Origin of the sequence: Halodesulfovibrio sp. (assembly GCF_025210605.1) — a bacterium.
In the GTDB taxonomy this organism is placed as follows: Bacteria; Desulfobacterota; Desulfovibrionia; order Desulfovibrionales; family Desulfovibrionaceae; genus Halodesulfovibrio.
The window spans coordinates 56,576-78,874 of sequence record NZ_JAOARI010000037.1 but is presented as its reverse complement, the minus strand read 5'-3'; the positions used below and the strand labels follow the sequence as shown (position 1 = coordinate 78,874).

The 22,299-nt window shown below is 45.5% G+C and carries 25 protein-coding genes; 14 read left to right on the top strand and 11 right to left on the bottom strand.

Annotated features, from left to right (window positions below):
- Positions 1-104 precede the first annotated feature (104 nt).
- From N4A56_RS14880 to N4A56_RS14845, 8 genes are all read right to left on the bottom strand, one after another.
- Positions 105-497, bottom strand: coding sequence for a hypothetical protein (locus tag N4A56_RS14880; RefSeq protein ID WP_295548514.1), 393 nt, complete (start codon positions 495-497; stop codon positions 105-107).
- A 12-nt stretch (positions 498-509) separates the two neighbouring features.
- Entirely contained in the window at positions 510-809 is a 300-nt protein-coding gene (locus tag N4A56_RS14875) for a helix-turn-helix domain-containing protein (protein WP_293669110.1), read from the bottom strand.
- A gap of 339 nt (positions 810-1,148) precedes the next feature.
- On the bottom strand, positions 1,149-1,952 hold the full coding sequence (thiD, locus tag N4A56_RS14870) for a bifunctional hydroxymethylpyrimidine kinase/phosphomethylpyrimidine kinase (RefSeq protein ID WP_293669112.1): 804 nt from the start codon (positions 1,950-1,952) through the stop codon (positions 1,149-1,151).
- Positions 1,953-2,203: 251 nt separating this feature from the next.
- Positions 2,204-3,346 (bottom strand): glutamate 5-kinase, encoded by a 1,143-nt coding sequence (gene proB, locus N4A56_RS14865; protein WP_293669113.1) that lies wholly within the window; start codon positions 3,344-3,346, stop codon positions 2,204-2,206.
- A gap of 14 nt (positions 3,347-3,360) precedes the next feature.
- Complete coding sequence (gene obgE, locus N4A56_RS14860) at positions 3,361-4,479, bottom strand: GTPase ObgE (protein WP_293669114.1); 1,119 nt, start codon at positions 4,477-4,479, stop codon at positions 3,361-3,363.
- A 337-nt stretch (positions 4,480-4,816) separates the two neighbouring features.
- Positions 4,817-5,089, bottom strand: coding sequence for a 50S ribosomal protein L27 (gene rpmA, locus N4A56_RS14855; RefSeq protein WP_293669115.1), 273 nt, complete (start codon positions 5,087-5,089; stop codon positions 4,817-4,819).
- A gap of 24 nt (positions 5,090-5,113) precedes the next feature.
- Positions 5,114-5,422 (bottom strand): 50S ribosomal protein L21, encoded by a 309-nt coding sequence (gene rplU, locus N4A56_RS14850; protein ID WP_290921572.1) that lies wholly within the window; start codon positions 5,420-5,422, stop codon positions 5,114-5,116.
- A 1,545-nt stretch (positions 5,423-6,967) separates the two neighbouring features.
- Positions 6,968-7,663: a hypothetical protein gene (locus N4A56_RS14845; RefSeq protein WP_295548506.1), complete on the bottom strand. Its 696-nt coding sequence runs from the start codon at positions 7,661-7,663 to the stop codon at positions 6,968-6,970.
- Between the two features lie 252 nt (positions 7,664-7,915).
- Here N4A56_RS14845 and rfbA point away from each other — a divergent pair, with 252 nt between their 5' ends.
- The gene (gene rfbA / locus N4A56_RS14840) at positions 7,916-8,782 is read left to right on the top strand and encodes a glucose-1-phosphate thymidylyltransferase RfbA (RefSeq protein WP_293669117.1); all 867 of its coding nucleotides are present in this window, start codon (positions 7,916-7,918) and stop codon (positions 8,780-8,782) included.
- 191 nt (positions 8,783-8,973) lie between these two features.
- Here rfbA and N4A56_RS14835 read toward each other — a convergent pair whose 3' ends face one another.
- Positions 8,974-9,114: a hypothetical protein gene (locus N4A56_RS14835; protein ID WP_162859832.1), complete on the bottom strand. Its 141-nt coding sequence runs from the start codon at positions 9,112-9,114 to the stop codon at positions 8,974-8,976.
- A gap of 185 nt (positions 9,115-9,299) precedes the next feature.
- Here N4A56_RS14835 and rlmD point away from each other — a divergent pair, with 185 nt between their 5' ends.
- The 11 genes from rlmD to truA all read left to right on the top strand — a co-directional run bounded on the left by rlmD (position 9,300) and on the right by truA (position 17,444).
- Entirely contained in the window at positions 9,300-10,700 is a 1,401-nt protein-coding gene (rlmD, locus tag N4A56_RS14830; RefSeq protein WP_295548502.1) for a 23S rRNA (uracil(1939)-C(5))-methyltransferase RlmD, read from the top strand.
- A 338-nt stretch (positions 10,701-11,038) separates the two neighbouring features.
- On the top strand, positions 11,039-11,314 hold the full coding sequence (locus N4A56_RS14825; RefSeq protein WP_293669123.1) for an AtpZ/AtpI family protein: 276 nt from the start codon (positions 11,039-11,041) through the stop codon (positions 11,312-11,314).
- Positions 11,289-11,720 (top strand): ATP synthase subunit I, encoded by a 432-nt coding sequence (locus N4A56_RS14820; RefSeq protein ID WP_293669125.1) that lies wholly within the window; start codon positions 11,289-11,291, stop codon positions 11,718-11,720. Before N4A56_RS14825 ends, N4A56_RS14820 begins: the two co-directional genes overlap by 26 nt.
- Before the next feature lie 4 nt (positions 11,721-11,724).
- On the top strand, positions 11,725-12,426 hold the full coding sequence (atpB, locus tag N4A56_RS14815; RefSeq protein ID WP_293669126.1) for a F0F1 ATP synthase subunit A: 702 nt from the start codon (positions 11,725-11,727) through the stop codon (positions 12,424-12,426).
- 77 nt (positions 12,427-12,503) lie between these two features.
- Positions 12,504-12,812, top strand: coding sequence for an ATP synthase F0 subunit C (locus N4A56_RS14810; RefSeq protein WP_066855417.1), 309 nt, complete (start codon positions 12,504-12,506; stop codon positions 12,810-12,812).
- 90 nt (positions 12,813-12,902) lie between these two features.
- On the top strand, positions 12,903-13,547 hold the full coding sequence (locus tag N4A56_RS14805) for a redox-sensing transcriptional repressor Rex (RefSeq protein WP_293669130.1): 645 nt from the start codon (positions 12,903-12,905) through the stop codon (positions 13,545-13,547).
- Positions 13,548-13,678: 131 nt separating this feature from the next.
- Positions 13,679-14,620, top strand: coding sequence for an SAM-dependent chlorinase/fluorinase (locus N4A56_RS14800; protein WP_295548499.1), 942 nt, complete (start codon positions 13,679-13,681; stop codon positions 14,618-14,620).
- On the top strand, positions 14,620-15,357 hold the full coding sequence (locus N4A56_RS14795) for an adenosylcobinamide-GDP ribazoletransferase (RefSeq protein ID WP_295548497.1): 738 nt from the start codon (positions 14,620-14,622) through the stop codon (positions 15,355-15,357). The genes N4A56_RS14800 and N4A56_RS14795 overlap by 1 nt, the downstream gene beginning before the upstream one ends.
- A 226-nt stretch (positions 15,358-15,583) precedes the next feature.
- Positions 15,584-16,018 carry a flagellar export protein FliJ gene (fliJ, locus tag N4A56_RS14790; protein WP_293669136.1) on the top strand — a complete coding sequence of 145 codons (435 nt, stop codon included), beginning with the start codon at positions 15,584-15,586 and terminating at the stop codon, positions 16,016-16,018.
- Positions 15,945-16,667 (top strand): hypothetical protein, encoded by a 723-nt coding sequence (locus N4A56_RS14785; protein ID WP_293669137.1) that lies wholly within the window; start codon positions 15,945-15,947, stop codon positions 16,665-16,667. Before fliJ ends, N4A56_RS14785 begins: the two co-directional genes overlap by 74 nt.
- A gap of 3 nt (positions 16,668-16,670) precedes the next feature.
- On the top strand, positions 16,671-17,444 hold the full coding sequence (truA, locus tag N4A56_RS14780; protein WP_295548494.1) for a tRNA pseudouridine(38-40) synthase TruA: 774 nt from the start codon (positions 16,671-16,673) through the stop codon (positions 17,442-17,444).
- Between the two features lie 359 nt (positions 17,445-17,803).
- Here the strand turns inward: truA and fliM are convergent, their stop codons facing one another.
- Both fliM and N4A56_RS14770 read right to left on the bottom strand, forming a co-directional pair.
- The gene (gene fliM / locus N4A56_RS14775) at positions 17,804-18,784 is read right to left on the bottom strand and encodes a flagellar motor switch protein FliM (protein ID WP_293669140.1); all 981 of its coding nucleotides are present in this window, start codon (positions 18,782-18,784) and stop codon (positions 17,804-17,806) included.
- A 212-nt stretch (positions 18,785-18,996) separates the two neighbouring features.
- A complete protein-coding gene (locus tag N4A56_RS14770; RefSeq protein ID WP_295548491.1) occupies positions 18,997-19,449 on the bottom strand; it encodes a hypothetical protein in 453 nt (150 codons plus the stop codon).
- A 169-nt stretch (positions 19,450-19,618) separates the two neighbouring features.
- Here N4A56_RS14770 and N4A56_RS14765 point away from each other — a divergent pair, with 169 nt between their 5' ends.
- Together N4A56_RS14765 and N4A56_RS14760 are read left to right on the top strand one after the other, a co-directional pair.
- Entirely contained in the window at positions 19,619-21,160 is a 1,542-nt protein-coding gene (locus tag N4A56_RS14765; RefSeq protein ID WP_295548489.1) for an ASKHA domain-containing protein, read from the top strand.
- Positions 21,157-22,284 (top strand): small ribosomal subunit Rsm22 family protein, encoded by a 1,128-nt coding sequence (locus N4A56_RS14760; protein WP_293669144.1) that lies wholly within the window; start codon positions 21,157-21,159, stop codon positions 22,282-22,284. Before N4A56_RS14765 ends, N4A56_RS14760 begins: the two co-directional genes overlap by 4 nt.
- Positions 22,285-22,299 lie beyond the last annotated feature (15 nt).

Genomic DNA, 22,299 nt, shown 5'->3' with positions numbered 1-22,299 from the left:
CATATGAAAGCTATGGTGAAAAAAAACGTACACCAGTGAGCAACTCTGCACACGGTGCACGTCTATTTTAAACAGACTGGGGATATATCAGAAAAACACCTATGCTAGCCGTTGGCTGCATACAATGTGTCCACCATTGTGGATAAAAAATCTTCTGCATATGGGGCTTTGTTTAAACCGCATAACCCGCGGACAACAGAAGCGAGCAAATGCATGTCCAGAGCAACATCAAAAAGCCCGTTATCAATGCGGCATTGGTCATTTTCGACGCGCATTTTATAGACTCTATGATCGTTATTTATTCCGTCCGAGATAACAACGGAATAGACTTGTTCTTTGGTGTCAGTAAGATAAAGGCGCTGTTTGGTGACTGTTCCTGCTTCTGGGTCACGGTACATATTTTCGGAGCACAGCACACCTGTAAACTCTATATCTGCCCCTACATCATTGGGCAGCATCACCATTCTCATGTCATCGGATTCAGAAAGCAAAGTCATCCCATACCTCCTTTAGGTAGGTAATGTCAGCTGTTCCGGCCCCCGCGGTTTTTTATGTTTAGCTTCCACCGGTTCCGGCTCTGGCTCCGGCTCGGATTCAACCACTTGCTGCTCTACTTTTTCAAACAGCACACCGCCCCCCTGAGCTTGCCAAAAAGCTTCAAGATCAAATCGAGATACCCTGTAGCCACGTCCAAGCTTTGCTGCTTGCAGACTGCCATCTTTGATTGCCCTGCGTATGGTTTCTTTATGACAGCTAAGAAGTTCTGCTGCTTCACCAAGTGTGTACGTATGCTTTATGCCAATGCTCAATGTAACTACCAAATGCGATTACAACACGACACAATGCTATTCTGCCTATCAGAATACCTTGCTGTCGTTTTTACGTGAATTGGTGCAAAGATTACCACTTTCAATTAACTGATGTCAACTTTGCACACATTTGAACCACTCTACACAACCTGTAGTAATTTTGAAACACATCACGCACATAAAATCATTATTCGTATATAACTACTTAATTTAAGCCTATAAACGCGGACGCTGCTTTTCAAAACCCTCAAAATAGAATCATAGCTATCAACACAAAAGAAGCCTCGACATATATCGAGGCTTCTTACATACAAAATAATAATAAACAGGATCAGATAGCTATTGTGTACATGGCGCAAAGTGATTTGGAGGTCCAAAACCTTCTCCAGGAGCGTAGCTTTCACGTAGACAAAGTGACAAATACACCTGCGCTTTTTTCACTGAAGTTTTTAAATCAAAACCAAGGGCAAGATACGTGGCGATTGCTGCTGAAAGTGTACAACCTGTACCATGTGTATTTCCGGTTGCAATACGCTGATGATGCAAGCCAAGAGGAGGTTCTCCCGGAAGCCCCAACCAGTCGACAAGTTCTTCTTCATCTTCTTTAAAATGACCACCCTTCAACAGCACGGCCTTAGGTCCCATAGCCTGAATACGTTTAATGGCAGTCTCTGCGTCAGCATCTGTCTCAATTTTCATACCTGCAAGCATCTCGGCTTCCGGTTTGTTCGGAGTAACAACTGCTGCCAGCGGAAGAACGTGTTCGATCAGCGCATCGACTGCGTCTTGCTGCAACAATGCATGTCCACTTGTGCTTACTGAAACAGGATCGATTACCAAAGGGAAACGCTGTTTTTTCAACACGCCTGCGACACCGGTAATAATAGGGGCAGAAAAAAGCATGCCTGTTTTAGCCGCAGCAATAGGAAACCCATCCAGAACGGTTGTAAGCTGCTGCACGACAAAATCTGCATCCGGCGCATGAATACCCGTTACACCCAACCCATTCTGTGCTGTAAGCGCAGTGATAACGCTCGTTCCATATCCACCAAGCACAGCCATAGTTTTAAGATCTGCCTGAATACCAGCACCGCCGCCAGAGTCGGAACCGGCTATCGTCAGCACGCATGGATGATTTTGCATTTACTCTCTCCTAGAAACTGCCCAAAACCTAATCCAGCCGGACAGTCAAAATAATACAGGGGTAGCAATCATAGTGCTTATGCTTACTCCCCTTTTGAGAATCTGTAATAAAACGTCTTATATTTACGGGCAAGTATCAACGAACATGTCTACATAAAAGAAATATACGAACGTTAAGCTATCTAGCGTCCAACTAACTTTTTTCTACATAAAAAAAGCCCTGCGACAGAATCGCAGGGCGTAAGACTTCGTTAAACAACAGCATCCATAAGCAAGTTATCTCGATGGATTGCTTCAGTATAGCAGCTGGCACCCATTAGTTCCTCAAGTTCATCGCTATGCTTTCCGAGAACCTTTTTTAAATCACCGGAGGAATAATTTGACAGCCCCATGCCGATAACAACATCATTTTCTGAAACAACACGCACCAGAGCACCCTGACTGAATACTCCGTCAACGCGGGTAATGCCTGCCGGAAGCAAACTTTTACCACGCTCCACAAGAGCCTTTTCTGCACCGGAATCTACGATAACAGAGCCTTCAGGGTCAGAATGATACGCAAGCCAGAATTTGCGTCTGGAAACTTTTTTACTATCTGGTCGAACCCACGTACCCATCTCTTCTCCTGAGAAAGCACGTACAATAGCGTTCTTTTCAAGACCAGAAATGATGAGCGTCGGGACACCTAACTGTGCAGCACGACCTGCGGCAGTCAGCTTAGAAAGCATGCCACCTGTGCCGACAGTGGTCTTTCCACCGCACATCGCCTCAAGATCAAGGCATTGAATATCTTCAATCACCTCTATCGGCGTTGCGTTCGGGTCACCGTCTGGATTTGATGTGTACACACCTCTGGCTGAAGTCAGATTGATATATAAATCCGCATTCACAACATTGAGAAGCAAAGAGGCAAGGTTATCGTTATCTGTAAATGCCAGTTCTGCTGTTGCAACAGTATCATTAGCATTCACAATCGGGATAGCGCGCCATGCAAGCAACGACGCAAAAGTATTGCGCGCATTCAAAAGGCGGTTTCTGTCTTTCAGATCGTCACGGGTTAGCAAAACCTGCGCAGACATCTTTCCGTTAGCGGTAAACTCTTCATTGTAGAAATGCATGAGTCGTCCCTGACCAACAGCAGCTGCCGCCTGTTTATCCGGCACGCCTTTAATCTCACAACATGTTTTAAGAACAGTGCGCCCTGCTGCAACTGCACCGGAAGAAACCAGCACAACTTGCGTTCCACGGTCATGCAACTGCGCCAACTGCCGTGTAAGATTTTTAATAACTGTAAGGTCTACTCCCAATCCGGAAGTAAGGACAGCGCTACCGACTTTAACAACAACACATTTAGCCCGATTCAGAACCTGCTCGCGCTCCTGCTCCCAATCCATGATTCACCTGCGTTTTATTCTTCAGTCACCCAGACAACTTCAACATCAGAGAAGTCTTCATCGTCCTCGTCTTCGTCGTCAAGCTCCCATGCACGTGCGGTGTTGACCGGCGCGCTCATGTCGAGTGTATCACGAAGCTTCCACATCTCTTCTACAACTTCTTCCACACCAACATTGTTGAGCGCGGACATGAAGTAGATGGTACGACCATCTTCTGTAGCTTTTTCCTTAAGATGCTCCACTATCTCGTCATCAGCAAGGTCAATTTTGTTAATAACCTGAAGCTGCAAGCGATCACCGAGAACCTCATCAAACTTCACAAGCTCTTCATTGATGAGATCAAAGCCGGACCAAGGATCTTCAAGGTCAACATCTTCAATACTAAGAATATGGACAAGGAAACGGGTTCGCTCAACATGTTTAAGGAAACGGTGACCAAGCCCCTGTCCCTCGTGAGCGCCTTCAATCAAACCCGGAATATCTGCAATAACCATACGCTGGTCAGTGTCATACTCGTTAATCATTACCCCGAGGTTTGGAGTAAGTGTCGTGAATGCATAGTTTGCAATTTTCGGACGAGCAGCAGATACTTTTGAAATAAATGTGGATTTACCAGCATTTGGCAGACCAAGAAGACCCGCATCAGCAAGAATTTTAAGCTCAAGGCGGACTTTAATAGATTCGCCTTCTTCACCCGGCTGGGCAAAGCGTGGAGTACGCATTGTTGCTGATTTAAAAAATTCGTTACCGTGACCGCCACGACCACCGCGACAAAGAAGGATTTCTTCGTCCGGTTCAGAAAGGTCAGCCACAAGTTCTTCTACGCCATCTTCGCGGATAGCGTATAAAAGAGTACCGACAGGCAGATCGAGAATGAGGTCTTTACCTTTACGACCAAACATCTGGCTGCCGCCGCCGGAGTGACCACCTTCTGCTGCGTAGTTACGCTTCAGACGGAAGTCGTACAGAGAAAGAAGCTTGGAAGAGCCGCGCACATACACGCTGCCACCGTCACCGCCATCACCGCCGTCCGGTCCACCTTTCGGGATAAATTTTTCTCTACGGAAAGAAACACAGCCGTTGCCGCCCTTGCCAGCACGAATATTGATGATAGCTTCATCTACAAAACGCATAATTAGTTGCCTACTTTACGATTGATGCCAAGGTGCTCTCGTTTCAGATTCAGGTACGTAGTGTACTGTCAGGAAGGATACAAAGTCAGGAACGGTGTATGCACACCGCTAATATCATCTGACTTTTTTGAGAGCTCCACCGTATATTCGGATTTGCCATCAATCTGTATTATGGTTGAATTTTTGCGAAATTGTATCGCATGTGCCCGCGTGCGTACAGGGTGAGATATTCCATGAACGGTTACAGAATCTTGTCCGCAGTAAAAACCCGCTCTATACACAAAAAAAGGCGGAAGCGCATTGCGACTTCCGCCTGTCAGGTCACTATAAAAGTGGATTACTCAGCAGCAAATGGAACAATGCTTACACGAGTTTTCACAGCTTTTTTGCGCATGTACTTTTCGTACTTAACTACGCCGTCAACCTTTGCGAACAGGGTAAAGTCTCTACCCATGCCTACGTTTTCACCAGGGAAAACTTTGGTGCCAAGCTGACGAACAAGGATGTTGCCAGCAATAACATTCTGACCACCGTAGCATTTAACGCCACGTCGTTGGCCGTTTGAGTCGCGGCCGTTTCTGGAACTACCACCAGCTTTCTTATGAGCCATGATTACACTCCTTTCAAAAATTTACTAGGCTTCGATGCCTTTGATTTTAAGAGCAGTGTATGCCTGACGGTGACCCTGCTTTTTACGGGAGTCGTGACGACGGCGTTTTTTGAAGATAACGATCTTCTTGCCGCGGCCATGCTCGAGCACTTCAGCGGTAACTTTTGCGCCTTCAACGTAAGGAGCGCCTACGGAAAGCTCATCACCACCAACCAAAAGAACTTTATCGAGAACGATTTCGCTGCCAGCTTCTGCTTCGAGCTTCTCAACAAAAATTTTTCCGCCTTCTTCAACACGGAACTGCTTACCGCCAGTTTCGACGATTGCGTACATAATATTTATCCTCCAAAGAAAGAAAGGTAGACTATACCTCTTTCCAAGGAAAGGGTGTCAACCTGGTTTGCTTTTTTAAGAGCAATGTCAAAAGGGAAGCAATGCCCTATCATGCGGTTTCGCAATTGACAAGTATCTATTTACACTTTTTATCCGGCAAGACCAACAGAAAAGTCACTACTCCGCGTTAGACACCGCGTTAAATCTACAACCTGCGTGTCCAAAATCTCGAGCAGAATATATCATTGCTCGAAAAAAAAATTATAACTGACAGCAACATACCGTTCTAGTACTCACTTACTGAGTGTGTCTCATCTCGTGTCCGGAGAGAAGTACCGCACCAAGGCCCTCCCCCAAGGCTTTTCTCTCCGGACCCTGCTTATAGTAAGGATTTTTTCCTTATCAATATATATCGTAGCCCTGACAACCGTCAGGGCTACTTTTTTTATCTCAACGTCTAAACAGCAACTCCATTCCTATATGCCGAGTCATGCAATCTGCAAAAAACGCCACTCCATAGATATAGCACTCCATTTCAATACAGCACAGAATCCTAAGAAGCGATAGCTTACACACGCTTTCATCATGATAGCTGCATTTTACTCTCACCACTCCTTCAAAACTCTCTGCTCAATGCGACCGTAACTGACTTCTTGCAAAGTCTTCCCTTCCGCAAACAACACGACCACCATTCTATTAGATATTCGTGGTTATAAAAAAAATGTGAAGACTCATTTTTTTACATTTTCAATCATAAAAGGTAACACTGCTGCACATTTTTACTGCTGTGTTTACTTGACATAGCTGGCAGGTAACCGTTTCCAGACCGTGAAACACATAGTAACACAGTTACATTATTCAAAACAAAATATGCTGTCTTTTTAACACAATACAATTTGCAGCAGCATTTTCATGTAACTATGCGCTTTTTACTACTTGCATCTTGAAAAAAATAGCCGTATCTAACAATCACATTGCTGATGCAAACGCACAACTTGTTCCATACAGGCTGTGTTATTGGAGCGAAAGATGACTAACTCCACTTGGTTTTCTTTCCGGTTTGCGTCGACAATAGAAATTTGTAAGGCATGAGCATTTAGTGGCTTAGTATAGATGAGATACGATAACGATTTTTACTAAGCATATCCGGTTCTTCTCCACTTTCCGGATAACCGCACACTAGCCCTGTCTAACATTTCGCCCGCTTTCGTGGCAGAAAGCGGGCTTTTTTATTGGGCAATTATCGCCACATCTTTGTTAAGACTGATACATCTCTGCAATTCAATATAGTTACCTAAAAACACACGCTATTCCTGCCAATCACGCTAGAAAGCAATACCTTATATTTTGCAAATCTGATGTAATCATCATTCAAGGTATATCATTTTCACTGAATGCACTTTTGTTCCATTTTTCTTGCGGAATAAAACATAGCTCCTTGCAACAATGACAACACCTGCTTACGTGTAATGAAAAATGCAAATACATGTTCGCCAGCACCCACGACATCCACACACCACACTCGTGAAGATTTAGGGTGGAGCGCTAATCTCTGTCGTAGCGCAAAGTAAAATCTGGTGTTTCGTCAGCTAACAAAACTCTGCCCGTAGCAGCTTTAGGATGCCGTGCAGCATACGCCCAGAAAAGAAAAGCTCTAAGTTTCCGCAACCGCTCCTTTTCTCTTGCAGTACGCTGATTCGCTGTTGAGACATTCTGAATACTTGCTGTAGCTTCCTTGACGGTAATAAGCGGACTCTTTTCAGATTCTAACCGTTTTGCGTTGCCCCCGCTTGAACTCGCATCCGCTACCAGCACCTGATCAGCTTTTTCATTACAGCCCGCTGCATCATTGCTACTGACATACGTCGTTTGATGCTGACTTCGTCTCAAATGAAACTGCCCTGCAACCTTCATCGCACTATACGAAAAATCAAACGCAGCAAGCCTCCTATCTCGTAACAAGAACATACATTCATGATGCAACCAGTCTGAATTCCAGCCAGATTCATTATAGCTGATAGAATCGATACTTTCCCGTTCGTCACCCTGTAGCACACACCAACCGTCAAAGACTTCTGGCGCAAAATACAATGCAGCATCTACCGAGGAGCTAGCTAACGCAGAGGTATCATCCACAGTGCTGCGCACCGTCATCACTTGCAAAACAGCCACAGCAACAAATATCCCTAAAAGCCCCCTGCAAAATATCGACAACGTATTGAGACCGCTCCGGTGTTCCATATGTAACTCCCGATCGCAGGATTAGCCCCCCAGCCAATACCTACGTGATGATTGCAACCAAACCGCACTCGGGAACCATACGCATTTTTTCATATTAAACATAGGATAGTTCCTGCTATTTCGATAGGTTTTCTCGCTCACCCCTTGAATGGCATAGCGCAACAATTATTCTAACAAAATTAGGTTGCGAATGGAGGTTGCAGCACGTAAATACACTACCCAGATCATATTGACGAACAAGGACATAATTTTATGAAAGGCATTATCCTCGCTGGTGGTTCCGGCACACGACTCTACCCCATTACCCGCGGGGTATGTAAGCAACTGTTGCCGGTATATGACAAGCCGATGATATACTATCCGCTTTCTACACTGATGCTTGCTGGCATTCGTGACATTTGTATAATTTCTACACCGGAAGATCTTCCACGGTTCAAAGGAATGTTCGGGGACGGTTCTCAGCTGGGGCTAAATTTAGAATACATTGAACAGCCAAAGCCTGAGGGGTTAGCGCAAGCTTTTATTCTTGCAGAAGAATTTATTGGCGACTCCCCCGTCAGTCTTATCCTTGGGGACAACCTTTTTTACAGTGACGGGCTGACAGAAATGCTGGAGCGTTGTGCAAAAACAACACACGGCGGCATTGTCTTCGGCTATCACGTACTCGACCCAGAACGCTACGGTGTTGTTGAATTTGATGCGGACTTTAATGCGATAAGCGTTGAGGAGAAGCCAGAGAAGCCCCGCTCATCATATGCAGTAACGGGACTCTATTTCTTCGATAATCGTGCGGTAGAATTTGCCAAGCAGATCAAACCGTCACCACGAGGTGAACTTGAGATTACCGATATTGTGGACATGTATCTTCAGGAAGGAACTCTGAAAGTCGAGCTTCTGGGACGAGGAATGGCATGGCTGGACACCGGAACCTTTGATTCCATGCAGCAGGCATCTTCATTTGTGCAAACAGTCCAAAACAGACAAGGACTGAAAATCGCCTGCATTGAAGAGGTGGCATATCTCAAGGGATACATCACAAAGGATCAGCTCAAAAAACTCGCTGAACCGATGCTCAAAAACGATTACGGTCAATACCTGATGCGCTTGGTCGAAGCATAGTGCACAATCTTAATATGTTACGCATACCCTTGCTTGCAGCATAGACACAAAGAGTATGACTGGCTATTTTGCTAGAACGCCTTGTTTTAAACAAAGAAAAAGACCGTCTCGTATAGACAAGACGGTCTTTTTCTTTGTGCAAAATCTTTCGGAAAACCGAAATAACGGGGGGTTATCCCATTATCAAGATTTTAATGGTCGAGATGTTCGCCTTTTTTCACACGATAAATAGCAGTGGAAAAAATGACCACAAAGTAAATAAAAATAAGACCTACACCCACAAAGCCCTGTGGGGTTGAATGCATCATGCCTTCAAAAAGCTCACCTAACATAGCTCCACTCCTTTACTCTTTCCATTGACCCCTGCAACGCAAAAAAAGTAGTTGCGCTATTTAGTGAAAATGTCAAGATCAGTTTTGCCAAAACACAAAATCTTTTTGCCACAAACTCCTTGTGGCAGTAGGCATAATTAATTTTTCTAACCTTTTCTCCCATCTTTTATTTTACCGGACTTCATATGACAACCAAAGATTCACAGTTTGCCAAGGGCGACACCCTGACCGTAACCATTGATGCTCTTGCAACTGGCGGGAAAGCACTCACACGTTTAGACGGTATGGTAATTTTCATGGACAGAGGGCTGCCAGGCCAGACTGTTGAAGTAAAAATAACTAAAAAGAAAAAACGATTTGCAGAAGCTGTTCTTGTAAAAGTTATCTCTGATGCTCCAGACCAAATCACCCCTCGCTGCAACCATTTTGGTGTTTGCGGCGGCTGCTTATGGCAGAATATGGACTACGCAAAACAGCTTGAATGGAAAAAACGTTTTGTCTCTGACAGCTTGAAGCGCATTGCTGGCGCAGAAAACATTGACATCAATGACCCGATTCCTTCGCCTGAAACATTTTACTACCGCAATAAAATGGAATTTGCGTTTGGAGACAAACACGGTGAAATCGTTGTAGGTCTTCGCCGCTACGGCACTCATAATGTTGTAGATTTACAGGAATGCTACTTACAAACCGAACGCACAGTAGAGATTCTCAACCTCGTGCGCGAGTTCGTTAATGCGACACCGGCTCTTACCGCATACGATGCAAATGCCCGCCGTGGATATCTACGTTTTCTTGTTATCCGCGAAACCAAGCACACTAACCAGTGCATGGTACAGGTAATTACAACAAAGGACACAACTAACGGAGACCAGCAGCACCGCGCTATCAAGCAATTGGGGCAGCTGTTGCAGGAACGTATGAATGTGACAACGTTCATCCACTCCCTCCGCACCCATACAACTCAGGTTGCATACGGCGAAAAGACATTTGTTGTTCTCGGACAAAAATCACTGACCGAAGTCCTCAACTTCGAAAACAGCAGACCATCTCTATCTCTTTCATCGCATGCTGACGGTTTCTTTCAGGTTAATACTGATGCAACAGCACGCCTTTACGGTGAAGCTGTTGACCTTGCAGAACTGAGCGGCACTGAGAATGTCTGGGATTTATACTGTGGTGTTGGCGGCATTGCTCTTACAGCCGCCCCTGATGCCGCAGATGTATTCGCAATGGAAATCACCGCGCAAGCTATCGCATCTGCCAACGAAAACGCCACAATCAACAACATCAGCAACGTTAGATTCGTAAGCGGAGATGTTCGCAATGTTCTTTCCGACGAACCGTCTCAGCCCGATGTTGTCTTCGTTGACCCGCCACGCTCCGGCATGAATCCGGAAGTGGTCGAGCTGCTCATGAAACGATCACCTAAGCGTATCGTGTATGTTTCTTGCGATCCGGCAACACAGGCACGCGACATAGCGACACTCAGCAAGCAATATAAAGTTACGGCTGTCCAGCCTGTTGATATGTTCCCTCAGACAGCGCACATCGAAAACATTGTGCGACTCGACCTCATCAATTAACACCTCCGCTGGAAAGAGTGGACATAGCACTTTCACTCTTTCCAGCACCACCCCGTCTACCTATGTTACACTAAAACCATGTTGACAGATGGCTGTAACAGGGAAATTTCACATGCTCAGCGCAACCTTTTTTCAGCCCGAAAGTGCTTTTGAACCAAGGCGCAGCGCGCTATTGTTTGCACACTCAAACCGCTTGTTTTGTGTGAAAAAAAGAACAAAAAAGCAGCTTCATAAGTTGACGCAGAGTATCGTGCGTGATAACTCCAAACCAACTTGTGAACGATTGCACGAAGTGGTCTAGCTTACGCAGCACTTTCGCATGCTAAGGGAAATCATTTATGGTCGTTAAGAAAAACAAGGGAGCTAATCCCGGAAAATACGTCGATACAATGGGAACGGTCGGAACGATTGGTCTACATATGGTATCACACCCCGCAGTGGGGGCGGTGGCAGGCTATTTTCTGGATGATTGGTTAGGGACAAAACCCTGGATGTTCATAATATTTTTGATTCTCGGTGTAATTGCCGGTTTCAAAGCTGTGTATGCTGACACCAAAAAGGTAATGAGGAATCAGGAAAGAGAAGATAATGAAAGATTTCAGCGAAAAGATTGAAAAGCGCTTGTACTCAAAAGGGTTCAGGCTGCCTGATATCCGCTCGATTCTTCGCATTCAGATTCAACTCTGCGGCATTGCCATAGTAGCAGCACTTTGCACGGTCTGGTTTAGCATGTGGCCAATTACATTTGCAATTGGGGCAGTAATAGCCACGTACAGCTTCTTTTCAGTTGCCAAGTTTATTCAGCAAATCATCTTGCGAGAATATGACCGAAGCATGCTGTGGGGAATGCTATTCAGATTTTATGGACGCCTGCTTATTGTCGGAGTGGTTATTGCCGCTCTGATTGTAAAGGTACATGTTCCTATGATGGCGCTTGTGTCCGGTTTGGCTACAAGTATGGTAACGATGCTCATTTGGATGATTTCCAAACAAAATGGGCGGAAAACCAAGGAGGCTTAGGGATATGGCAAGTGGTTTGCCTCATCCGTTGCTGCTCGCACCTCTCGCAGGCATGGACAGCATTACAATCAACGGGGAAGTAGTCAATTTTAGCCATGTGTTTTACACATGGATCGCTATGGCAATTCTATTCAGTTTGGCCTTCCTTGTGCGCGGACAAATAAAAATTGTCCCCGGAAAGTTACAAAATGTTTTTGAGACCATCATTGGGGGTCTTGAAGATTTCGTTGTGAGTAACATCGGTGAAGATGGAAGAAAAATTTTCCATGTTCTTATCGCACTGTTCCTCTTTATTATTACCATGAACCTCATGGGTCTGATTCCGGGCTTCGATGCCCCGACTGCGAACGTTAACACGAACGCTGCTATGGCCCTGTTTACTTTCGGTTACTACAACTGGGTCGGCCTCAAACGCTGGGGTGCCGGTTACATCAAACACTTCTGCGGCCCATTCTGGTGGCTGTCTCCGTTGATGTTACCACTCGAACTTATTTCTCACTGTGCTCGTCCACTTTCTCTGACACTCCGTCTCTTCGGTAACATCAGAGGTGAAGAAATTGTTCTGATCCTGTTCTTCCTGTTAGCACCTATCGTAGGTACTATTCCGATCTACTTCTTGTTCGGTCTTGCTAAGTGCTTGCAGGCATTTATTTGGTTCATGCTCAGCATGATCTACCTCAAAGGCGCTCTTGAGCACGCACATTAGTCACAGCTCATTGCCTTGTTACCGGGGGAAATGGTCTTCGACCAACTAACATAAAATAATTTTAGGAGTGTTTCAAAATGCGTAAGTTTCTTATGATTGCTCTCAACACTGTTGCTCTGATCTCTATCGCAGCTGTTGCTTTCGCAGCAGAAGGTGCTAACACCTACGGCGATCTCGTTTACTTCGGTGCTGCTCTCGGCATGGCTATTGCTGCTGCTGGTTGTGGTATCGGTCAGGGTCTCGGTCTGAAAGCTGCTTGTGAAGGTACTGCACGTAACCCAGAAGCATCTAACAAAATTACTGTTGCTCTCATTCTTGGTCTGGCATTCGTAGAATCCCTTTCCATTTACGCTCTCGTTGTTAACCTTATGCTTCTCACTGCATAAGTCTACAACCTGCCTTTTAGAGGAGGCCGTCTTCGGTCTCCTCTTTTTTACTTTAAACCATGAGAATTATTTCACAAATTTGGAGCGTTCATGCCACGTCAAAAAAGTGAACATATTCCAAGAGCGACCATTCAGCGACTGGCCGTATATGTTCAAGTATTGGAGAATCTTCAGCGAGAAGGTACTGAAGTTATTTCCTCAGAGCCGCTTGCAAAAGCGTGCAATGTTAACGCTTCCCAGATACGTAAAGACCTCGCATACTTCGGAGAATTCGGAGTACGAGGCGTAGGCTACTACGTAAAAAACCTTATAGCTTCCATTACCAGTGCTCTTGGTGTTGACAGAGAATGGAGAACTGTTCTTGTCGGCGTCGGTAACCTTGGCAAAGCTCTTTTGAATCATAAAGAATTCCGCCTTCGCGGTTTTAACATTGTCGGCGCATTTGATTGTGACCCGTTTAAAATTGGTGAAGAAGTATCTGGACTTGAAGTTGTTTGTACAAAACGTTTACGAGAAATGATCGGCGATAATGGTGCTGAAATTGGTATCATTACAACTCCGCCGGAGCGTGCTCAGCGTGCAGCCAACCACCTTGTTGAAGCTGGCATTAATGGCATTTTAAACTTTGCTCCATCCCGAATCACTGTGCCGGATCATGTAAATGTTGAATATGTAGACTTTTTCCACCATCTGTACGCGCTCTCTTTCAACATTACTCATCCGAATACTAAATAGTACATTTGGGGTTAAATTACATATTGCATAGGTAACTCAATCAAATTTTCTTTTTTACCCCGTATACTATTGTATATGGGGTAAAAACGTTATGGTGGATGCCTACTTTTCTACTTTTTTAGGGGAAAACAATGGCAGTTAGCTTTTTTTTATTAACAGACTTTGGCACTACCGACCCATATGTTGCGCAAATGAAAGGGGTGCTTGCAACGCTCGCCCCTCACCATCCAATCTTTGACATTACCCACACAGTCTCAGCGCACAATATTACCCAAGCAGCTTTTTTTCTCGATTCAACAATCGATCACCTGCCACCGTACTCCATCACAATCTGTGTGGTAGACCCTGGCGTGGGAACCACGCGTGACATACTCTGCATGGTCATCGGCAATCGAACCATCTTAGCCCCAGATAACGGTTGTCTTTCCTTACTACATGCCCGATACAAAAAGGCTCAAGTCTATCGTATCAAGCAAAATCAACTTCCGCTCAAATATACGGCACACTCTTGTACTTTTCACGGCAGAACGCTTTTTTCTCCCTTGGCAGCAGATATAGCCAATTTCATTACGCAGCAACCTTCAGTCCGTGAGCATGTCACACCAGTTCCATTTAGCAAAAACTCAACGCAGGACTGTAAAAAAGAAAATCACACAGTCGAAAAAACATGTAGTGATTTTATGCTGGATTCATACATGGAAAAAAGGGGATACGCATTAGCAGAAAACATTATCTGCCAACGCGACTCAACAGCACAAGAGCAAGACAACACTATCCATACTCATGTGTTGCACATAGATACCTTTGGCAATGTTGTCCTCAACCTACCAATCCCCAAATGGCATAAACGAATTGAAAGGGGCGGCGAGCTGACAGTTAGCACCCAGACAAAACGCGCACTGCAATATATCACTGCCTACGCTGAATTAAAGCACAACCAAATCGGCATTATTTGTGGCAGTCAGGGCTATTTGGAAATTGCTTGTAATATGTGTTCCGCCGCAGAACTACTGAATCTTTCCCTTGGCGACCATGTAACAATTCACCTTTCGACGTCACCAGAGCTTAATTGATGCAAATACGATTTTGGAATGAATACACCACCGCACTCAGTTTTATGACACGACTAGGCTCTCCGCGGATGTGCACAAATGAAGAGATAGCCGCCACCATGCGCCAATTTTTCGCCGTAGGGCTTACGGTAGGCATAGTCATAACTCTTCCTTTTGCGGTTGGAGCTTTTTCGCACCACCCGTGGGTGCAAGCATGGTTATGGGTATTCTTGTCTATATGGGTCACCCGTGCACTACATTGGGACGGCTGGGCGGATATATGGGATGGATGGGGAAGCTGCGCACAGGGCGAACGTTTCTGGGAAATTGTTAAGGATAGCCGCGTTGGTGCATTCGGTGCCATTGCAATGGTAATTGGAATACTGGGGCAAACAATTCTCGCGCACGAATTATTTGCTACCAGCAATTGGCAGGTGCTTATTTTTGCCCCTATTGCAGGTCGTGTTGCTTCTGTCATTATAGGACATCTTTCCGACGCACCCAAAAGTTCGACACAAGGACGCTTGTTTCTGCAAGGAGCCACCAGACAGACTGTCGTTATTCAGACAACACTTGCCGTTATAACTGGTACTATCCTATGCGGCTTACTCCCGACACTATACACAACGTTACTTTGTGCCTTGATGCTATGGTCATATCTCCGACTCGCTAAACTACAAGGCGGTATCAACGGTGATTTTCTTGGCGCAACCGTTATCGGCGGAGAACTTGCCGCCATGCTAGCGTTTCTTATTTAGGATATCTTTCTAAATAGCACATTGTACTGCTGGTATCTTTTCTCCTGAATTTGTTATCAGCGGGAAAAGATACCTCTAGTCACTGCACCCCTTATCTAAAAATCCCCTCATTTTTTTCCAGTTCTCATAAGTCGTAACACACATACAAGCAGTTTCGGCACAGTACATGCTATACCTATTATAACACGGGTAACATGTCATTGTGTTGACACCACTAGGAAGGCTTATGGCACCATTTAAATTCAAGTTGCAGCAAGTACTCGAATACCGCACGCAACTGGAAGATCAGGCCAAGCTTGCACTTGCCGAGGTACAAGCAAAGTACCAAAAGCAAGTACAACGTGTTGACGGCTTACGCAAAGCTCTTGCCGACAACCAGGAACTGATGAGCACCACAACTGACCCTGCTCAAACATGGATTATTCGGAACTTCCTTCAGGGAGTACGTCAGGATATCAGCACTGCTGAACATCGCCTGCTCACTCTTGCACAGGAATTGAACTCTGCACGGCAAGTTTTGACTGAGAAAGCTCAGGAAAAAAAGCTACTGGAAAAACTAAAAGAAAATCAAGCAAAGCGACACGCACATGAAGAAAAGATCAAAGAACAATTGCAACTCGACGAAACAGCAACACTCAGGTTCAAGCCGCAAGCTTTCTAAAATTTGCAAACTTCTTGGTTGTGCAATCCTGTTTAAACTCATACTTGTCGGCTCCATTGTTTTTGATGCAGACAATGAGCTTGCAACACTCTTACCGCAGAGTCCGGTGAAGTCGGTTAAAACAGTCGCAGAAAAAGCTTCTATGACTCTTGAAGAGCGCTTCGCACAGGCAAAAGAGAACTTGCCAACTCCAACGGCAACGCTTACTACCACAGCAGCGCATGCGGAAGAAAAAGAAGAGCCTAAAAAGCCTGCTCCGAAGCCTGTTGCTAAAGACTCCATGACTCGCGACTTGCTCAAGAGCAAACAGATTGAGCTGAACAGACGCGAGCAGGAACTTGCCAGACTTCAAACTACAATCGATGGTAAGCTTGCTGAGTTACAAGCACTTGAGAAGCGTCTCAAGATTATGTTGAAAAATGCTAAAGAAACTCAGGATAAGAAAATGAAGCACCTTGTTGACGTGTATTCCAACATGAAAGCAAAACAAGCTGCTCAGGTTATCCAGACCCTCGATGAAAAAATTTCTGTTAAAATTTTGGCTGGCATGCGCGGACGTAAAGCAGGTGAAATCCTGACATATGTTAGAGCTGACAAGGCAGCACGCCTTTCTGAAGCGCTGACTAATATGCAGTTACCATTTGAGTAGAGAATGCCTCGCATAAAAATCACTGTCGCCTATATTGGCACCCGATACGTGGGGTGGCAGCTTCAACCCCCAAGAGCTGAACACCCCCAACCGACAATACAAGGCGAAATTGAAAAAGTTTTGACCGCTGTCACCGGCACTCTTGTTAGAGTGCATGGCAGCGGTCGCACTGATTCCGGCGTACATGCCGATGAGCAAGTAGCTCATTTCGACCTGCCAGAAAACTGGGCACGTGTTAACTGGCAAAAAGTTTTTACGACTAAATTACCGCACGATATTGCTGTTACGAGTGTTGAAATAGTCGACGACGAATTTCACTCCCGCTTCAGTGCAAAAGCTAAAAGCTACACATACACACTGTGGTTAAAAAGCGAATTTATACTTCCCCATCGCTACCCTTTCGCATGGAAAGTCGGTCCATTGGACATTGCAGCCATGGAAGCTGCTGCAAGCCACTTGCTTGGTGAGCATGACTTTGCAACGTATCAGAATGCAGGAACTGAAATTACGAACACCGTCCGTACAGTGACCCGTATTTCCCACAACTGCCCTGAATATGCACAAAGGTCTTGCCTGCCACACGAGCTTGTCTGGACATTCGAAGCATCCGGTTTTTTAAAACAGATGGTGCGAAACCTCATGGGTACACTCGTTGCGTGCGGTAGGCACAAAATTGCACCGGACTCTGTACCGGAGCTGCTAGCAGCAAAAGACCGCACAGCCGCTCCTGCAACTGCACCTGCATGCGGTTTATCAATGCATAAGGTCTTTTACTAAAAAGAAAAACAGTTACTAGTTTTTCCATGTCCTGCTTTCCGAATACGAGCCTACAAAGCAGGTTCACACAATGTTAAATACGCAAAAAAGGGTGAGCGCCCATAGGTAGCTCACCCTTTTTGTGTACGCCGGGTATATTTCTTCATTCGTTCCCCTCGCTGTGCTTTCATTAGAATTGCCAAAAGATTACACCACTCTTTTTCGTTAGACAAAAGAGAAGGCCGGATAAATCCGGCCTTCAGTTGAACACGCATAACCATTTGTCCAATATACTCGCACCGTGCCCTCTGCACAGTATAGGAATTACTGTACGGTTGTTGGTGCATTGTAGCTATTACATTTTTAATGATAATTAGTAGCTACGTGTAGCTTGGCTCTTCTTCTTTTACGATCTGGAATGCCCTGTTGGATTTCACGGTACCGCTGATGCCATGGAACTTTTTCACGCCTTCAACGGTGGCTTCAAGCAAATCTTCAGTATCGGTATCCAGCAAAAGAACATCGCCGACTTTAAGTCGAAGCAACTGGTTACCAGTAATTTTTGATTCACCGAAACGGATTTTCATATCAACAGGTGTTTCCATCAAACGTTCTTTCAAGCGGGAAACCCACGCATGGTCAACTTCCAGACGTTCTGTTTGGAAACTAGCATGCAGTTTGGAACGAATAGGTTCAATCGTAGCATACGGTAAACACATGATAAGTGAACCAATGGCACTTTCCAGTTCTACCTCAAAAGTAATAACAACGACAACGTCGCTTGGTGGCACGATCGCAGCAAACTGCGGGTTAATCTCTGAACGTACAAGCTCCAGATTCACCTCATGTACAGGACGCCAGCTTTCTTCCATGTTATCCAGTGCAATTTTGATAACACGGTCAACAATAGCCTGCTCAATGCGGGTAAATTCACGCCCTTCAATTTTTGGCTGACTGCCAGCACCACCAAAGAAATTTTCTACCAGTGCGAATACAAGCCGAGAGTCAACAACGACTATGGCATTACCGCGCAGTGGTTCCATTTTAAAAATATTGATACTCGTCGGAACAGGCAAGGAACGCATAAAGTCACCGAATTTCGTCATATCAATCGAAATCGGGTTTAATTCAACACGCTTACGCACAGCGTTGGAAAGTGCGTTAGTGCAAAGACGTGAAAAACGGTCATTTACAATCTCAAGAACAGGCATACGCCCTCGGATAATTCTATCCTGATTAGCGAGATCAAACGCTACAATGCCAGTCTCATCAGTCGGAATATCCGATTCACTTTCGATTTCCCCGCCGGAAAGTCCCCGTAGCAGAGCATCAACTTCGTCTTGTGCTAAAATCTTATTCATACGTCCTGTATCTCCGAAAACCTGTACCCGCTATGCATTACGCATGGTGAGAGCACCAAGTAGGAATTTTTTGACACAATATGTGCCTGATTAAATTTTATGCACTATTAGTGCCAATAATCAGAGCACACTTGTTTTGAACAATTGCCAGTTGCAGTAATCCAAAAAAAAGGACGTCTCCGCCCTTTAAAATATCCTGACAAATTATTCTGTTACGAGCTACGCACAGCAATCTGATCTACTTCTGCCTTGGTTGCATAACCGAGCATAACAATTGTTTCTGCCACACCATAAGGACAAGAAGTTGACCTGCGATATTTCTTTACTCGCTCTAATTCTCGAGGAGTAATGACTTTTTGATTGATAAGCTCATGCTCAAACTTGTCTTCAGGTCCTTCAGCTGAACCTGATGCATTGCAACTTGCGCCTGATTTTTGTGATTTACATTCTATACGAGCCATGCGCAGCTTACTGACAACAATTTTTTTCTCTTCACGCTTAGATATAAGTGCAGCTTGAAGTGTGCTTACATCATCATTCAAGGTACGCCTTGCGTGCTTAGTAGCATGAATTTTTTCTTTCATCTTAGCTGTTGCAAAAAAGTTTCCGCCCGCAGCCAGACACACTAACACAAGCCCGCCGAAACCTAATAAAAGTAAGTCCATCCCCACCTCTTTGCTTTATCGTAAGAACAGGGAACCACACTCCCCCATTAAGACTTCACAGAAACTAAGGCAACGTACCCGCTTTCAAACAGATTCTCAACCTTCAAGATTAAAAGTAAGAATAGTCCCGCTTTCATCCTGAAGTGTTTTGTGGCATGGTCTTTCTACTATGCAGATTACCATCATTGATTACACTGGTCGGAAAAAGTCCCTTCATGTTTCTCAGGCAGAACCTCACACATTAGCTCAGGTTATTTTTACCAGCGGACTTGTTCCTGCTCCTCCTCTCTGTTCGGGGTTGGGTCAATGCGGGAAATGCAGAGTACGCTTTGTAGAAAATGCTCCGCTGCCTGTTGGATCTGACACGCTCATTCTTAAAGAACACGCCATCGATGCAGGATGGCGTCTGGCATGCAAACATGCACCGGAAGACGGTATGGTTATTGAGATACCGGAGAACCCTTATGTGCAGCATGTCGGCACGGTTGAATCGAACAATAAATCACTCCAGCTTGCTGTTGACCTTGGTACTACCAGCTTGCACTGGGCACTGCTTGACGGCAAAAAAACAATAGCATCCGGTTCTGAACCAAACCCGCAGATGGGCGCAGGCTCAGAAATCATGTCCCGTCTCAGCTTTGCGGCAACAGAGTCAGGAAAAACAATTTTACAAGACCTTATTGTCAGCAGAATTGCCGAGCTAATTGCAGAACTGACCGACAACTCTTTTGGTAACGTAGATTCGCTTGCCATTGCGGGTAACCCTGCGATGACATACCTGCTGCTCGGTCTCGACACAGCATGTCTTGCAACCGCTCCATACAAACTTACATACAAGGGCGGTACAATAGAAAAAATAGCCGACTTACCTCCAGCGTATATTGCGCCGTTAGCATCGCCTTTTGTTGGAGGCGATTTAACAGCAGGGCTACTCTCAATACTGCAAGATGAACCCGAGTATCCTTTTATTCTCACTGATATGGGTACAAATGGAGAATTCATTCTTGCTCTCAGTCCAGACAATTACATCATTACCAGTGTTGCACTAGGACCAGCACTGGAAGGCGTGGGGCTGCATTACGGTGCAACTGCTGGCAAGGGCATTGCGACGTCTTACAAGCTTGCACCAACCGGACTTGTCCCTGAGGTTATGGGAGCAACTTACGCAGACGGCATCAGCGGAACGGGATATCTGGCACTTATTCACGCTCTGCGCAAAATCAACTTTATTTCCAACGACGGTTTATTTGTCGAAAAACAAAGCCAAGGAATGGGTTCCCGACTGGCTGAGCGTCTGGAAGTTCGTCACGGCATCCAGCATTTAGCATTGCCGGACAACATGTTCCTTTCTGCTGAAGACATTGAAGAGTTCTTAAAAGTCAAAGCAGCCTTTACCTTTGCCTTTACCCGTGTTCTTGAAGCCGCAGATATTTCTGCATCACAATTGAAAAATATTTACCTTGCCGGTGCTCTTGGAGAACACGCGGGAGTGCAGGATCTAGAAGGGTTAGGCTTCATTCCGGCAGGAATGGGTTCCAGAGTGACGGCAGTAAACAACACCTCTTTGCAAGGTGCTGAACTGATGCTTATTGACCCGACCCTACGCAACGTGGCAGAAGGTCTAACCACAAACTGTGAAGCTGTTGATCTGACATCAGACCCTAACTTCACCCAAACATTTATGCGCCACATGCGCTTTACATTTATATGAGCACAGTTCTTTCTTTCCCTACTGCTAAAATCCGTAGCGTCCTAGACGGCTACGACAAAGTTTTACATAAAGCCATGCCGCTCAAAGCGGCTCATAAACGCGACCTGCCATACGCTGTGGCAGATCTTTCCCGTATGCTGACAAACGAACGTGGCGGAATGCGTGCCAACTACTGGGCTACCCCCCGTACGCTTTCTGCTTACCTGCGTTTTTTTCTCCCGTGGAACCTGTACAGACTTTCATGGCTTTTGCCGCAGCTGCACATTCCGCTTAAAAATGGAGACACAATTTTAGATTTAGGTTCCGGCCCGCTCACCTTCGTGCAAGCATTATGGCTCAGCCGCCCAGACCTTCGTAACAAAAAGCTTACATTCATCTGTACAGACGTTGCTAAAAAGCCAATGGAGCACGGACGACGTATTTTTGAAACAATGGCTGGTGTTGAACCGGGCAAAGGACCTTGGCGAATCAAACTGGTTCGTGAAACTTTGGAAAAAAGCCTACGTAACAACTACGGCAAAATGGCGTTAGTTGCCGGAGCAAACGTTCTGAACGAGCTTTCCGCAAGCCGCGGGCAAACCATGGAAGATCGTTTTCTCGAGCTTGCCTACAACATGACACGGGCATGCAAAGAAGACGGAAGCATTTTATTTGTTGAACCGGGCACACGACTTGGCGGCAAAATTATCGGTCTGACCCGTGAAGGGCTTATTGAAGAAGGCTACTTACCGCAAGCACCCTGCCCGCATGAAGTAGAATGCCCGATGCTTGACCGTAATGCGAGCGGCTGGTGTCACTTTAACATGACAGCTGACCATGCTCCAATGTGGCTGCGCGATCTTACACAGCGTGCCCGCATGAACCGCAAAAACGTAAGCCTCAGCTTCTTACTCGCAAGCAAAGCGCATCCTGAATATGCGGAGAACGTGCGCGTGCTTTCTGATCCGGTACTTATTCCGGGCAGAAATCAAAAAGCCCGTTATGCCTGCTCACATAAAGGTATCGCCCTGCTGCACGAAGCTGAGAACTTTGAAAGCGGCAGTCTTATTGATGTTGAATGGCAGGATAAACCACGAAGAGATGCTAAATCCGGCGCGCTGGAAGTCTTTCCAAAGCGCGGATAGGTGCTGAATAGGATA